The organism is Parendozoicomonas sp. Alg238-R29 (assembly GCF_947331445.1).
In the GTDB taxonomy this organism is placed as follows: Bacteria; Pseudomonadota; Gammaproteobacteria; order Pseudomonadales; family Endozoicomonadaceae; genus Sansalvadorimonas.
In genome coordinates, this window is record NZ_CAMZOG010000019.1 from 1 (window position 1) to 16197 (window position 16197).

At 47.7% G+C, this 16197-nt stretch carries 6 protein-coding genes; 5 read left to right on the plus strand and 1 reads right to left on the minus strand.

Annotated features, from left to right (window positions below; genetic code table 11):
- Window positions 1–326: hypothetical protein (locus QMA35_RS06840; protein WP_281646394.1), on the minus strand; the 326-nt coding region annotated here is incomplete at its 3' end.
- Between the two features lie 493 nt (window positions 327–819).
- On the opposite strand from QMA35_RS06840, the gene QMA35_RS06845 reads away from it, so the two are divergent.
- From QMA35_RS06845 to QMA35_RS06865, 5 genes are all read left to right on the plus strand, one after another.
- The gene (locus QMA35_RS06845; RefSeq protein ID WP_281646395.1) at window positions 820–2988 is read left to right on the plus strand and encodes a type I secretion system permease/ATPase; all 2169 of its coding nucleotides are present in this window, start codon (window positions 820–822) and stop codon (window positions 2986–2988) included.
- Window positions 2988–4436: an HlyD family type I secretion periplasmic adaptor subunit gene (locus QMA35_RS06850; protein ID WP_281646396.1), complete on the plus strand. Its 1449-nt coding sequence runs from the start codon at window positions 2988–2990 to the stop codon at window positions 4434–4436. Before QMA35_RS06845 ends, QMA35_RS06850 begins: the two co-directional genes overlap by 1 nt.
- A gap of 176 nt (window positions 4437–4612) precedes the next feature.
- Window positions 4613–7486 carry a type I secretion C-terminal target domain-containing protein gene (locus QMA35_RS06855; protein ID WP_281646397.1) on the plus strand — a complete coding sequence of 958 codons (2874 nt, stop codon included), beginning with the start codon at window positions 4613–4615 and terminating at the stop codon, window positions 7484–7486.
- Window positions 7487–7496: 10 nt separating this feature from the next.
- Entirely contained in the window at window positions 7497–11777 is a 4281-nt protein-coding gene (locus QMA35_RS06860) for a LamG-like jellyroll fold domain-containing protein (protein WP_281646398.1), read from the plus strand.
- Window positions 11778–11791: 14 nt separating this feature from the next.
- A complete protein-coding gene (locus QMA35_RS06865; RefSeq protein ID WP_281646399.1) occupies window positions 11792–16186 on the plus strand; it encodes a VCBS domain-containing protein in 4395 nt (1464 codons plus the stop codon).
- Window positions 16187–16197 lie beyond the last annotated feature (11 nt).

Consider the following 16197-nt stretch of genomic DNA (forward strand, 5'->3'; position numbering starts at 1 on the left):
GCACCCTGAGCATGGGGGCTCAGAATGCCAGAAAGCACCGATGGATTTATTGCTTCAGGCCAAATGAGATTGCCCTGCTCGGGGCGTGTGCCCACTTCAACACGGTGAATTTTTCCATTAACATCGGTGGATAAGCCAACAGAAGACCATATAACATCAGGGCTTTCCTCTAATCCATGTATAAGACCGTTATCGTATAACCATTCCAAATATCGATCATTGTCCAGATTTACCCTTAAAGCCAGACAGCCTTCTATCGGTAGAACCTTTTCGCCTTTGACAAAAGCAATTCCACCCGGCTCTTTGGCTCTGCTGAATACTCCCATGCCCGCTGATACCGTACCTGAAACCTCACTGCCTCTGATGAAGACGGTGCCCAATGCGGGTTGTAGCTTTATACTTTTTCTTTTCGTAGAGGGCGGACGTTCAGCGTTACCACTGGTTCTTTTGCGGCTGGAACGCCGCGGTTGTGTTGGTAAAGGGGAGCTGGATCCTTGAGAGGGTGGTACAGGGTTCATAGTATTTTTGAACTTTATATAAAGTTCTCAATAGACAATCTGTGTCGAACCAGGTTCTTCTCTTGTTCAGTTTACTTACACAAGGTGTACAGATAACTAAGCAGAGGTTCTGTGATTGTTCCGGAGTCGCTGCCAGAAAATCGGAGTACAGTAGAGCTGAAATGGTCATTTTGAAAGCCGACGCAATCATGAGGGAGAAGTAGATGACTGCTTTATGACGTGATTTCCCTCATCTTCCCCTCTCTTGCTCATATCCTCCTAGTCTTCCTTTAGAGTACTCAGGAAAGGTTCCATCGGTCTTATGTCTGCTTCAGCCGATGCTCAAAACAACTGGTCTGTTCCCAGGGATGGTTCCACCCACCTTGACCCTTTGCTTGACAGTTTGGTCACGGTTACCCGTATACATGGGCACCCCAGCAGTGCTGATGCCCTCAAGCATGGGTTACCCCTCAAGGATGGGCGGCTAACGGTCGAACTGTTTATTCGGGCAGCTTCCCGCGGAGGCTTTTCTGCTCGGCTGGTAAAAACCTCGCTGAAACGTATTTCACCTTTGGTACTTCCTGCAGTTTTGCTTCTTAAAGGGCGTAAAGCCTGCGTAATGACTGCTCTGGACAAGAAAAGTGGTCAGGCCAGAGTCATCATGCCTGAGGCTGGAACTGGTACCAGAGAAGTTTCACTACATATGTTGGCCAAGGAATATGCAGGCCACACATTTTTCATTAAAGAGAAGTACCAGTACGACGACAGAACGCCGGAAACATTAAAAGTCCGCTCCAGACACTGGTTCTGGGGGACAATCACCCAGTCCTGGCGAATCTACCGGGATGTTTTGCTGGCTTCATTTCTTATCAATATATTCGCAGTCGCCAGCCCATTATTTGTTATGAACGTTTATGACCGTGTTGTTCCCAACAATGCGATAGAAACTCTGTGGGTGCTCGCTTTTGGGGCGCTGATCCTGTTTAGCTTTGATACTGTGTTGAAGTTGATGCGCAGTTATTTCATTGATCTTGCAGGTAAAAAGTCCGATATTCTTCTATCTTCTCGAATATTTGAAAAGGTGATGGGGTTGTCCATGGCGTCTCGCCCTAAGTCTGTGGGCTCCTTTTCAAGAAACATTCAGGAATTCGAGAGTATTAGGGATTTCATAACATCTTCTACCGTTACAGCCTTGGTAGACCTGCCATTCACACTGTTGATTGTGCTGGTTATTGGTTTCATTGGAGGGCCGCTTGCTATTGTTCCTGCTATTGGAGCGTTACTGATTGCTGCTTATGGTTTTTCTCTGCAAGGCCCTTTAAGGCGGTCTGTGGATAAAACAGTACGCTCATCTGCGCAAAAGAATGCGACCCTGATAGAAGTACTTACTAACATTGAAAGCCTGAAGGTAGCGCGGGCGGAAAGTGATATGCAGGCTCGCTGGGAAAAGAATGTTGGCCATATCGCCAAATGGGGAATCAAGAGCAAGATGCTCTCATCATCTGCCGGAACTATTGCTGCTTTTGTTCAGCAACTGGTGACCATAGCAATGGTTGTTGGTGGGGTTTACCTGATTACTGCTGGTGAGCTCAGTATGGGCGGACTGATTGCTACAGTGATGCTCTCTGGTCGTGCTCTTGCTCCTATGGGGCAGGTTGCCGGCCTTTCAACGCGATATAACCAGAGCAAGGTTGCGCTGGATGCTCTGAACGACATTATGAAAATGCCTTCAGATCGCCCGGAAGGTAAGGCATTTGCCCATCGCCCTACTCTTAAGGGTGATATTGAGTTTGATCAGGTGAATTTCTCCTATCCAGGACAAGAATTTAAAGCTCTCAATAATGTCAGTCTGCGAATTAAGGCAGGTGAAAAAGTTGGGATTATCGGGCGCATAGGTTCTGGAAAAACCACTGTTGAGAAGATGTTACTTGGGCTGTATCAGCCAGAACATGGCGCAGTTCGGGTTGATGGAGTGGATCTGCGCCAGATTAACCCTTCTGACCTTCGTCACAATATTGGTTGTGCTCTGCAAGACTCGACCTTGATGTATGGAACCCTGAAAGAAAATATTGCTCTTGGCGTCAGCTACATGGATGACGGCGCTATTTTACAGGCTGCTGAACTTTCGGGAGTAAAGGAATTTGCGAACCGGCATCCCGATGGCCTTGATATGCAAGTGGGGGAACGTGGGGCAAGTTTGTCTGGCGGGCAACGTCAGAGTGTTTCGCTGGCGCGGGCGATGTTAATGGATGCGCCTATTATTGTGCTCGATGAACCCTGTAGCTCGATGGACAACACTACAGAAACAAGGTTGCGGGAAAATTTGCGCAAGTATTGTGAATACAAAACGCTGCTGTTGGTAACGCATAAAGCGTCTATGTTGGAGCTTGTTGATCGACTGATAGTAATGGATCAGGGGCGTGTTGTGGCCGATGGTCCTAAAGATCAGGTGTTTGCTGCTCTGCGTGAAGGCAAGTTGAGGATTTCCTGATGGCGGACAAGAACTCTGATAAGAAAACCGTACCGCTCGATCCGAAACGTGGGCGTAAGAAAAAACGCCCACCTATTCCCAAGGGGCAAAAGGCTCCTGTTACCCAGTTTCCAAGGGGGGGGCGCCCTCCCCGAAAGGCATCGGCAGTTGAGTTGGAATATATGTCTGATGCCTCGGCCGCTATGCTGCTGAAATCCCCAAAAGGAGGGCGACTACTCATCTTTATTTGTTTTCTTGCGCTGGCTATAGCAATTGCTTGGGCTGCCTGGGCGGAAATTGATGAGATTACACGTGGTGATGGCAAGATTGTGCCCTCCTCCCGTTTGCAGGTTATTCAGAACCTGGAAGGGGGGATACTCGAAAAACTCATGGTGCGTGAAGGTCAGCGGGTTGAAAAGGGCCAGGTGCTGATGATGCTTGATGACACCAGCTTCAATTCCACCTATCAGGAGTCAGAGATTGAGTATCTGAGTGTTCTGGCTTCCATCTCCCGCCTCAAGGCATTGGCAGAAGATAAAGAGCTGGTTTTTCCCAGTGAGATATCTGAATATCCTAGAGTTCAACGACGTGAGGTGAAGCTTTACAACAGTCGTCGTGCAGGTCTGGAGGCGGAAGTCGCTATTGTTAAGGAAAAGATTCGGCAGAGTGAGCAGGAAGTGCGGGCTATGGAAACCCGCCGGGATCACCTTCAAAGAAGTTATGATTTAGGCATGAAAGAGCTGTCTATGACACAGCCGTTGGCTTTAAAAGGTGTTGTGTCTGAAGTTGAAATGATTCAGCTGGAACAGCGAGTGAATGATCTGCTTTCAGAACTCAACGAAGCTGAGTTAAGCCTTCCCCGCCTGCAATCAACATTGCAGGAACAAAAAGGCCGTGAAAGAGAAGTTGAATTGAAATTCCAGGAAGAAGCACAAGAGGAGCTGCGTGATCAGGAAGTGAAGCTAGCCCAGCTTACCGAGTCCAGAAAGTCGCTGGTGGATCAGGTGGCTCGCCGCGAAGTGCGCGCACCTTTGACGGGAATCGTCAAGAAAATCTATGTCACTACCGTTGGTGGTGTTGTGCAACCAGGTATGGATTTGGTCGAAATTGTTCCTGTGGAAGAAGCTCTGCTGGTAGAGGCGAAAATCAATCCCAAGGATGTTGCGTTTATCCAGATTGGTGACAGAGCTATTGTGAAGCTGACAGCTTACGACTTCGCAATTTATGGTGGTCTGGAAGGTGTTGTTGATCATATCAGCGCAGATACGATTACCGACGAAGAAGGTGAAAGCTTCTATCAGGTTCTGATTCGTACCCAAAGCAACCATCTTGGGACAGAGGAAAAACCTCTGGAAATTATCCCCGGCATGCACGCTCAGGTGGATATTGTTACAGGCAAGAAAACCATACTCTCTTACCTGCTGAAACCCATTCTAAAAGCCCGTGACAACGCTCTGACGGAGAGATGACTTGAGCATGGCTGCTCAGGTTTTTGATAACCAGAAGATATATCCCTTCTCTTATTAATTTTATTTCACTACTAATAGATATATCTCCACCTTCTAGGCTGAAAATAGGCTCTGCTTAAGAGAATACAGTGTTCTCTTAAGCAGGGAGTCTTCTCGATGTCAGAGGGTGGGAAGAAATGTCTCAACAATCTTCCAGTGATGCTGCAGTTGTGGTCAGCTTAGAAGGTGCAGCCTTTATTGAGACTGCTGACGGAAACCTTGTACCGCTTGAGCCTGGTGCAACTCTGGCTCCCGGTGAAACGGTAAGAACTGTTGATGGCAGTCAGATTCAGGTTCGTATGGCGAATGGTGAACTGACAACTGTGGGCAGTAACTCTACATTTCAGGCTCCCTATTCTTTTTATGAGCCATCCTCTGAGAATGAGATAGCTCCTGGTAACTCGGAAGAGCCAGCAGAGATTGAAGATGTTCCCCATGAATATAGTGATGGCGAGAGCCATTCGACGAGTCCACAGCCCCCAGGAGAAGTAAACTCTGGAGGTGGAACGCTGGAATTGCAGGGCTCAGGCTCGACGCCAATGCTTAGCCCGGCGGTAAATTTTCTAACCCCCGTCGAAATCTTTCCTGACGAAACTACTGCAGCCCAGCCTCAGGGTATGAAATCCACTCCTCTATCTGGAGATTTCAGTGCAAGTGCAAGTCGGAGTGTTAGTGGCAGGGCAGTTGATCAGCAGAATGATAATCAAACAGATGCTCCAGCGGAAGATCCAGCGGAAGTCCCTGCGGAAGTCCCTGCGGAAGATCTAGCGGAAGTCCCTACGGAAGTCCCTACGGAAGTCCCAGCGGAAGCCCCTGTGCAGACGGCTCCAGACTCCGCATTGCCTCCTGAACCAGAGTTTACAGTGGAAGGGCAGACTTTGAATGTTGCTCTGGATGAAAACACTGCAACAGTTTCTACAGAAACCCTCGGCCTGATCAGTGATGTAGCCAACGCTGGCAGTGATAACGTAATAGTGACTTCTATTAACGGAGCAGCTGTAGGCGCAACAGGTATAACAAATATTGCCGGCGATTATGGAACACTGATGGTTTCAGCTGATGGTACTTACAGCTACACCCCTTTTAATAGCTCTACAGAAGGTGAAACCGAAACGTTCACCTATGTTGTGAGTGATGGATCAAATACCACAACGGCAGAGTTAACAGTGAATGTTCTGGAAGACAGCTTCACTTCATCAGACACTGCAACTGTTTATGAGTCGGAAGGGCCGGACGACAGTATTCTGGTTTATGACTCAGAAGGTAGTCGTCTTTTGGTTGTGGATACAGAAACTGGTGCCAGCCGTACACTGTTTTCTGGAAACCCGGTTTTTCATGATGTTGCAGTCGGTTCCAACAACCATGTGTATGGCATTGCTGATGGCCAGATTTACTCCATTGATATCTTCAGTGGAACGGCTTCCAGTGTGGTGAATCATGGAGTCTCTACTCAGATAGAAGGCATGACCATGTCTCCAGACGGAACCGTATATGTGGTGGACAGTGCTGGAGTTATTTCCACTGTCAGTCTTACCGACGGAACAACAACGGCCATTGGCAGTGTCGGCGGTACACCGGTTGGCGGTATTACCTGGCATGATGGCGCGATTTACACCGTTCTGCATCAGTCTGGACCAAGTCAGGACTGGCTTACCAAGATCGATTTAACCAGCAATATGGTGACACCTCTCGCTCAAGTGGATGTTCCTTACACAGCGCTGGCTTCAAGGAATGGCGAATTGGTTGGTGTTGATGCCGATGGCCAGACATTTGAAGTTGATCCAAATACCGGTGCTGCAACAGAATTGGCGACCAGTATTGGAGAATCAGTCTCTGGGGCCAGCCAGTTTGCTTTCGGGCAAGCTTCAGGAAACATTGTTACAAACGACATTGGCGCAATAAGCATTACTCAGGTTACTGGAGAGAATGGTCAGAATATTCAGATAAACAGCGACGGAATCACGGTTATTCAAGGCGCTTTTGGTGACCTTCATATCAGCGCTGACGGCTCGTATACCTACCATTTGGATAACTCCAATGAAGAGTTTGAGAATCTGGATTTAGGTGAAACCGCTAACGACCGGTTTGTTTATACAGCCACTAACACCGGTGGCGACACTGCTCAAAGTGTTTTAACACTGTTCATTAATGGCGCGACTGATATCGCAACTGCTAACCCACCTGTATTTACAGAGACGCAAGGCGCTTATGCTTTTGGAGATTCTTCTGCTCAACCTCTGTCGTTTGTTGTTGATGCCGGCACTAATCAGCGTATCACTGGATTAACGATCAGCGGCCATGGTGATGGAACGCTATCTTCTCCCTCGCAACTGACGGATAACGGTTCTGTGACTTCCGGTTCCAATAGTTGGTCATGGTCTGCAACATCAGGAAACAATGCAGGCTTGGAAAGTCTCGATGCATCAAGTGCTGGTTTAACTCTTGGGGGAATTAACAACAGTGCCGCTGATACCTTGCATGTAGAAGTGACTGTTACCCAGTACAACGACGATGGCACTGCTGCTTCCAGCTGGACATCTACCGTTCCTCTTGATGCCAGGCTGATACATCTCGACCAGCAGTTAATTGGTGATGTTAATAACGATATTTTAACTGGCGGAAGCACCGATGACGGTATTACTGGAGGTTCAGGGAATGACACCCTGACAGGTGGTGCCGGTGCTGATGTTTTCATATGGGAAAGTGAGCATGTCGGAACTGCAATCACTCCCTCAGTGGATACCATCACTGACTTCACCTTAGGGCAGCAAGGGGATGTGCTGAATATTACTGATCTCATTCCAGAGTCGGCTTCCCAGAATGAACTCGATCAATATTTAAGTTTCAACTTTGAGGATGGTAATACCACTATCAGCGTGAGCGATAGCGCGAACGGTGAAGCTGTACAGCAAATCGTTTTGGAGAATATCGATCTGTCTGCTTCTGTGGGCTCCACTGATACATCTGCATTGATAAATAACCTGACAGACAACGGAAATCTGATGATTTAAGGAAGTAGTCATGGATGATGCTGTAAGCAGCAATGGTTCAGTAAACCAGACCATTGTTGTTTCGAACGTGACAGGGATATTAAAGGCAACAGATGCCGCAGGCAATGTTCGTATTTTGAAAGCCGGAGACACCATTTATCCCGGTGAGGTTTTGTCTGTGGCTAATGGTAATGCCAGCTTTTTATCCCTTGATGGTCAGGAATTCTCACTACTGGCAGGGCAGAGTTTTGCTGTACCTGACTATACCGATCAGCAACACTCCGGAATTGGAGCAACCGCTATTGGTGAAGGGGAAGCATCTTCAAATGAGCAGGTTGCTGGCGGTCAAACGGGAGTGGAGAGCAACACTGGTCTGGGCACTCCAACCTTCAGGGGAGATAATATCGGGTTAGATGGCAACTATCTATCCAGTCCTGTTGGTAGTGACACTTCGTCATTTGTGGCTTCACAGCCTCAACCCTTTAGTTTTAGGGGCTTTTCAGGAGCAACATCAGCTGGTGTTGAACAATCAGATGAGCAAAGCCCCGCACCTCTTTTGGAAGAAGCTGCTCCACAGTTGTTCATTCAGGAAGAGCCTGAGCCGACACTTCTTTCTCCAGAGGTGACAGCAGCGGCCGTTGCCCCTGAGCCTCAGGTGTCAGAACCTCAGGCGCCAGAACCTCAGGCGCCAGAACCTCAGGTGCCAGAACCTCAGGTGCCAGAACCTCAGGCACCAGAACCTCAGGCGCCAGAACCCACCCCTTTAGCTCCTATTTCCTATGCTCTTGGAGTGCTGCCCGATGTGACGGCATCAGATGATACGGCGACTGTTAATTATCACGTCAGGCTGAACCAACAGACGGGAGTTTTGGTGAATGATATTGGCAGCGATGTTGCTGTTACACAGGTAAACGGTACGGTTATTTCAGCCAGTGGAGCATCGACTGTTTTAGGGCAATACGGAACATTGGAAATTCAGGCTGACGGTACTTACAACTACATAACCGATAATTTCGATCTCACATCTGATCTGGTTGCTTCATGGCAATTTAATGAGGCTACGGGCTCAAGGGCTTTCTCTGACAGTGCAGCATCAGACCAGATTGCAAACAACGGTACTTTAACTGGTGATGCAACTATTGTTTCCGGTGGCGTGACTGGAAATGCTCTCAGATTGAATGTCAGTGATGTTCATAATCCGTTTGCCGGAATTAATGATTCATTCAGTAATGCTGCCCTTCTTGGTCGCTATGAAATGGATGGCCTCGACAGTGGCACCAACCAGGTGGCGAACAGTGTTGGGAATAACAATGGTTCAGCCAGTGGCGGCTCTTTTAATGTTGTGACTGGTTCCTCACCTCAGGGTACAAGTCATATCGAGTTAAACGGCTCCAATACAATCAATATCAATACCGGGCTGAGTGCTGAGGCAACAGATGTCACTATTGCTTTCTGGTTTCGCTGGGATGGAGCTGAAAACCGCATGATCGCCAGTTTTGGCCAGTACAATATCTGGATCAATGATGGGGCGATTGGCTTTAATACCTGGGCTTACGATAATCACGGTATAAGTCTTGATGACTTGGAACTGGCACCAGGATCTTCCGGCCTGGCTAACGAGTGGCACTATGTTACGGCAACGTTTCATGATGGGAATCCAACGCAATCTACATTAAGGATTGATGGGATTGATCAGAGTTTGACCAATATTCCCGGAAATGGCTATCACGCTTCAAATGCAGATATTCATCAGACTCTTAATTTTGGTGGTACCAATGGCTGGCATAATATTCGTGGTGGCGTAGATGATCTCCAGGTCTTTGAAGGAACCCTCAGCAATACAGAAGCAACGCGACTTTATGAAGCAGCCAGACTAGGTTCTGTTGAAGCTGGCAGAGCTGAAGTTGGTGAATCATCAGAAATCAATGTTCCCGATGATGGTGTTGTTGAAGCTCGAACCATAACTCTTTCTTTCCAGCCAGATTCAGATAATAGCCTTGTGAATCGCCAGATTCTTTATGAGGAAGGTGACGGTACAAGCGGGTTTATTGTTTATATCCAGAACAATACTTTGTATGCCGGTGCATACAGTAATGACTCAGGTTGGTCTGGGGCATTTCTTAACACAAGTATTTCTTCGCTGGATACCAGTGAATTTCATCGGGTTACGTTATCTCTTGATAGTTCGGCAGGGTCAATGACAGCCTGGCTGGATGGTACCCAGATTGGTCAAGTCAGCAACGCACAGTCTGTTAGTGGGCACAGTGGTGATGTTTCAATCGGTGCCAGCAGTGGCGAAGACTCTGCCAGTATGTTCCATGATGGCAGTCATGCAGGAGGTTTTACTTACTCTGGTTTAATCGACGATGTGCGTGTTTATGACCGCGCACTCACCAATCTGGAAGTACAGGTTCTAACTGATGAAACTGGAGACTTTACCGAGAGTTTCACATACACGATCACAGATAGTTACGAATCAACAACAACAGCCGATCTTGATATCAATATACAGCGCCCTCAGGAGAATCTAGCACCTGATGCGAACAATGATGTGCTGAATGTTGGCGCTGGGCAGGCGGTATCAGTAAACAGTCTCGTATCTGCTGGTTTGCTGGGGAATGACAGCGATGCTGAAGGTGACTCATTAGCCCTCACTCATGTTGGCTCTACAGACGTTGCGTCATCCGGAGCAACATCTATTGCTGGACAATATGGAACCCTGCTGGTGGCTGCAGATGGCACCTACTCTTATGTTCCATCGAACTCTGCCTTGGGTGGCGGTGTGGATACTTTCTCCTATACGATCTCTGATGGAAATAGTACGGCTCAGGCTACATTGACAGTAAATGTTTTGGCCGACTCTTTTGCTTCAAATGACTCTGTATCTATTACCGAGCAAGCTGTTCCTGATGATGTGAGTTATTTGATAAGCAGCTCAGGGGAGTTGTCACTGTTTGATCCTGTATCACAGGAGGTTGTTCCTCTCGGTAATGTCACAGGCATAACGGGAGGAAGTGGCGGTATTGGTGTGGCGATGCTCGATGGTACCCTTTACGGCATAGGAACATCAGGGCTTTATACGATTGACCCTGTGAGCCTACAAACCTCATATGTAGCAGACCATACATTGCCTTTCGACCCATCTGGATTTGGAGGCGGACCAAATGGAATGCTTTATGCCACCAGCTTTGATGGCAATATTCATTCTATACATCCCACGACAGGCGCAACAACCGCATTGACTAACACGCCTGGAAGCGGGCCAAGCTATTACTATGACCTCGTAGAGTTGGATGGATCTCTTTTCACCGTTGGTTATACATTCAATGAGTGGTTCGTACACCGTGTTGATATCGATGGAGACGGAAACGTAACGATTGTTCCACTTACGCAAACAGCCCTGACAGACAATCCTTCCCCGTTGCTTGTGCAGGATGGACAGTTGTATGGTTTCAATGGCATTAATGAGCTGGTAGCCATTGATAAAACAAATGGGACAGTATCCTCCGTAAGTAATGTGTCTGAACTGAGTTTTCCAAACGATACAGCTGACTATTTATCTCACTCGACACTTGAAGGAAATGTGCTGACTAACGATATCGGTGCCCAGTCAGTGACATCCATTCTGGATATAAACGGCAATGCTGTGACGGTCACCTCGGGAGGTGTCGATGTTGAGACAGCCCATGGTGTGCTGAATATCCGCTCTAACGGCAGTTACACCTATACCCTGAATAACCAGGCTGAACAGGTTGATAACCTGGCTCAAGGGGAAACAGCCAACGATCGCTTTGTATACACAACAACAAGTGGCAGTGCGACAGCTCAGGCTGTGCTGACAGTGAACATAAACGGTGCAGATGAACTGGTAACTGTTGAAAACACTATTGAAGGAAGCAGTCAGAACAATATTCTCACTGGAACTATTGAAAACGACAGTATTACCGGTGGTAGTGGGGATGACACCTTAACTGGTGGCAGAGGCATCGACTTCTTTGTTTGGGAAGATGGAGATCAGGGAACATCTTCAACACCAGCGGTGGATACCGTAACTGACTTTGCGGTAGGTACTCAGGGTGATGTTCTTGATCTCGCTGATCTTTTGCCGGATGGCGCATCGGGGAATCTTGATCAGTATCTGTCGTTTACAACCACAGATGGCTCAACGACGATTGGCGTGAGTACAACAGCAGGAGGCCCTGTTGTACAGAATATAGTTTTGCAGGATGTCGACCTTGCGGCGAACTACGGAACAACAGACACAACAGCATTAATCAATAATCTGACCAATGACGGCAACCTGATGAGTTGAAGGCAGCAGGTTACATGGAAGGAGCAGCTGGCATGATAAAGGTTGGGGAGATTACAGGAATAGTTTTAGCTGTCACCCCAGACGGTTCCACTCGGGTTTTGGCAAAAGGGAATCTTTTGCAACCGGGAGAAACTGTGCAAACAGCGAATGGCAGTTCGGTTGAATTGTTGAACCCTGATGGGAGTGTCACCAATGTGCCTGCCAATAGCTCTTTAGCTGTTCCTCAACAGGCTGAGAATATTCCAGAAAAGGTTGTTGAGTCTGTGATAAAAGCTGAAGAGCAAAACCCTTCAGCTGGTGAAGAGGCAGAGACTGAGGGGGGAGGAGGGGCAGAGCTTACTCAGAGTTTTGGAACAACCCCGGCGTTCCAAAATAATATTTTGAACTCCCTGGACGGTACATCTACATCATCTGTTCTGCCAGAGCAAGGCAAGCCTCTGTTTTCAAGCTTCAACCTTCCAGAAGAAGGCTATGCTGGCAAAGGACTTGGGTCGGTAACCGGAGCACCTCCTATTGCTCAACCTGTTGCCAATAGCCCGATCGATGTGACTCCACCAGTTACACCACAGCCTTTAGTAAGAGTTGGTGGTACACAGGTTACGACGGCGCTATCTCCTGAGCCGGATCCTATACCTACTCCTGAGCCGGATCCTGTACCTACTCCTGAGCCGGATCCTGTACCTACTCCGGACCCAGATCCTATTCCTAATATTGCAGCAGCGGCAGCATCGGACACAGCCAATATATTGTTTGGTGAATCTCTTGTGCAACAGTCGGGCATTTTATTAAACGATGCCGGTACAGGGCTTACCCTCAGAACTGTGAATGGCGCAACCATTAATGATTCCGGCTCCACTACAATACAGGGTGATTATGGAACCCTGACCATTCAGGATAATGGCTCTTACAGCTATACAGCTGAAGAGGTTGATATACACAGTGATTTGGTTGCCCACTGGAGTTTTGATCAGCCAGCATCAGAAACCGCTGTGCTTGATCAATCTGGTGTGGACAGTGTTTCTGATAATGGTCAGTTGCGTGGTAATGCAGCTATTGTTTCTGGAGGCTTATCCGGAAGTGCGCTCAGGCTGGATGGCATTGGTGATCATGTATCTGTCGGAAATATTCACAGTACGAGAGATGATTATAATTACACTGTGGATAATGGAGAAGTTCTCAATACTGATTTTAATGACTATACCAATCAGGGATGGCAGGCCAGTGGCGCCCATGCTCACCTGGATCCTTCTGGTGGAGGCAGACTAAAAAACTATCAGTCAACCCAAGTATATCGTGATGTTGATACCAGTGATAATACGATTGAGCAGTATGAACTAACATTTACTCTCTATCATAGCAAGAGTCACGGCACAACCAACATATGGTTGTCATGGAATGGAGAAAATGTCGCTCACTTTTCGCAGCCAGCAGGCTCTGGTGTTGTTACAACAACGGAAACAGTCATTCTTCAGGCTTCAGGGGATCCAACAACACAGCTGCGTTTTTCACAGGATATTCGCGCCTTCAGTATCGATAACGTAGTTATTAAAAAAGTACTCCCCGAAGATGCCCCCTTTAACGACTCTGTTGAAGTCGCCCACACCTATGTTGACCCCATTGAATCTAATGGAGGCGATGTTGAGGCTAGAACAATAAGCTTTTCATTCCAGCCTGGTGAAGATAACAGCCTGAGTGATCGGCAGGTTCTTTATACAGAAGGCGGCGGTGACGGTGGTTTTATAATCTATATCCAGAACAACACTCTCTACGCAGGTGCTCATGATGGCGCTAACTGGAGCGGTGAGTATCTCAGTACAGATATTTCTAATTTGGACAGCAGCCAATGGCATAACGTTGCCCTGACACTTGATGGCAGCGCTGGAACTCTTGAAGCATTTTTAAATGGCGATAGTTTCGGTGTATCGAATAGTGCACAAAGCCTGAACGATGCGATCGGTGGTGTTGGAATCGGATCTGCAGGCTCCGTCAATAAATATCATGATGGCGTGCAAGAAGGGTCTTTCACATTTGATGGCATGATTGATGAAGTGCGGGTTTATGATCGTGTATTGAATAACGCTGAAATAAATACGCTGACTAGCGGTACAGACTCACCCGTAGAAACGTTTGACTATGCCATTGAGGATGTTGATGGCGGAACGTCGTCCTCAAGTCTGGCGATTAATCTGAGTTCGTCGCTCAATCTTGCTCCCATAGCTGCAGACGACACTTTATCTGTGATGTCAGACCAGTCGGTGTCCGTTAACAGTGTTTCAAGCCTTGGATTACTTGCAAACGACGCAGACCCGGAAGGCGCTACTTTAAGAGTAACTCAGGTTGATGACACGGCGGTTGATCGTTATGGAACGACCAATATATCCGGTACTTATGGCACGCTGATTATTTCTTCTGATGGCACCTATGCCTACACCCCATTTAACAGCGCAATCAATGGTGGGGTTGAAACTTTCAGTTACTCCGTGAGTGATGGTACAACAACATCGACTGCCAATCTCACAGTGACTGTTATAGAAGACAGTTTTGCCAATGAAGACAGTGTGACAATCACGGAGTCAGCCTTACCTGAAGGCTCTGTTTATGTGCTTGATGATGTTAACGGCAGTGGTGTTTCTCTTAGTGTGGTTAATGCTAATACTGGTGAAACCCACCAGTTAGGTGCTATCTCCGGCTCAAGCAATATGTACGCGATAGCTATGTCTCCGTCGGGAGTACTGTACGGCGCAGACAGCGCCAACCTGTACACGATTGACCCAGCCACTCAGGTTGCGACTGTTGTTGGAGCGCACAGTATTTCAACTGTGACCGGATTAACCTTTGCCCCTGATGGTAGTCTCTATGCCAGCGGTTATGACGGTGGAATTTTTCGGGTGAATACCAGTTCAGGAGCAGGAACAAATATTGGTGATGTATCTGATGCTGGGCAGGAAAATGTATTTGGCGATATCACCTGGCACGATGGGGCTCTCTATACACAGGGGTATGTTTCCTCTCCTCAGGCATACACATTTGTGCGAATTGAGCCCGATGGCAACAGTTCTAATACCATAGCTTTGCCCAATGCTTTTGATGGAGGCTCCCTTCATGCTTTGACATCCGTTGATGGTCAGCTGACAGGTGTGACCTGGAGCACCACGTCACCACTGTTGGTTACTATTGATACTGAAACAGGGTTGATCGATGAACGGGTTCTTTCTACAGGAACCTATGACCCTGAAAATGCAACCAATGCGGAACAGCTTGTAGAAGGTAATGTGCTGAGCAATGACACGGGCGCAACTTCAGTTAACAGCATTGCCCTTCCTGATGGGACGTCCCGGGCTGTGGACAGTTCCGGGGTTACGCTTCAGGGCGTATACGGCACGATCACTATAAGGGGCGATGGAAGGTACATTTACAACATTAATAATAATCTGGATGCGACAAACAATCTCGCGGCAGGAGAGACCGGTAATGATCGCTTTGTTTATACAGCGACAGATTCTGACGGTAATACCAGCCAGAGCATTCTCACGGTTTACGTGAATGGAGCCAATGAAGTTGAGATTGCCGACAATGCTATTTTTACCGATTTTACAGTTGTCGATAGTGTTGATGCGTCCAGTAATAATATTCCTATTGATTTTGCTGTTTCCACCCAGAATGACACTGACCGTATTACCGAAATACGAATAGCAAAACCAGCGGATACGACTTTCGATATTCCATCCGAGTGGACTGATAATGGCACTGTGACAGGCAACACCGCAGGCAGTCCGGAGCTGGTATGGACAACAACACCAGGAATCAGAGCGGGGCTGACAGAGATTGATGCTATGGCAGATGGGTTAACTATTTCAGCGCTGACTGGTCAGCGAATCAATATCTCGGTAACAGTCACGGAATATGACGTGTGGGGTAATGCTTCCAGCGACTGGACTTCTACCTCAGCCATCAGCCTGAATCTTGTGGGTATTGATAACACCCAGACCGGGACATCTGGCACAGATGTTATTAACGGCACAGCAGACAATGATGAAATCATTGCTGGAGCTGGGAGTGATGTGCTCACCGGTGGTGATAGTCAGGATTTCTTTGTTTGGCAGTCTGGCCATGAGGGAACCGAGAATAGCCCAACTGTGGACACTATTACCGATTTCCACACCGGTGTAGCTGGCGATGTACTGGATTTGAGAGACCTTCTGCCAGACAATGCTTCCGGGCATCTGGATGAATTTCTCAGTTTCAGTTTTGAAAGCGGTGATACAACTATCGGAGTCAGTACTAACGCTGGTGGCCCGGTAGTACAGAATATTGTGCTGGATGGTGTAGATCTTTCCTCAACCTATGGAACTACAGATGTAACCCAGCTCACCAACCAATTAACCGATAACGGTAATCTTTTGTCCTGATTTTGAGCCTA

Coding starts and splice junctions, on each gene's coding strand:
- QMA35_RS06845 (WP_281646395.1), top strand. CDS start 820: ATGTCTGCTTCAGCCGATGCTCAAAACAACTGGTCTGTTCCCAGGGAT.
- QMA35_RS06850 (WP_281646396.1), top strand. CDS start 2,988: ATGGCGGACAAGAACTCTGATAAGAAAACCGTACCGCTCGATCCGAAA.
- QMA35_RS06855 (WP_281646397.1), top strand. CDS start 4,613: ATGTCTCAACAATCTTCCAGTGATGCTGCAGTTGTGGTCAGCTTAGAA.
- QMA35_RS06860 (WP_281646398.1), top strand. CDS start 7,497: ATGGATGATGCTGTAAGCAGCAATGGTTCAGTAAACCAGACCATTGTT.
- QMA35_RS06865 (WP_281646399.1), top strand. CDS start 11,792: ATGGAAGGAGCAGCTGGCATGATAAAGGTTGGGGAGATTACAGGAATA.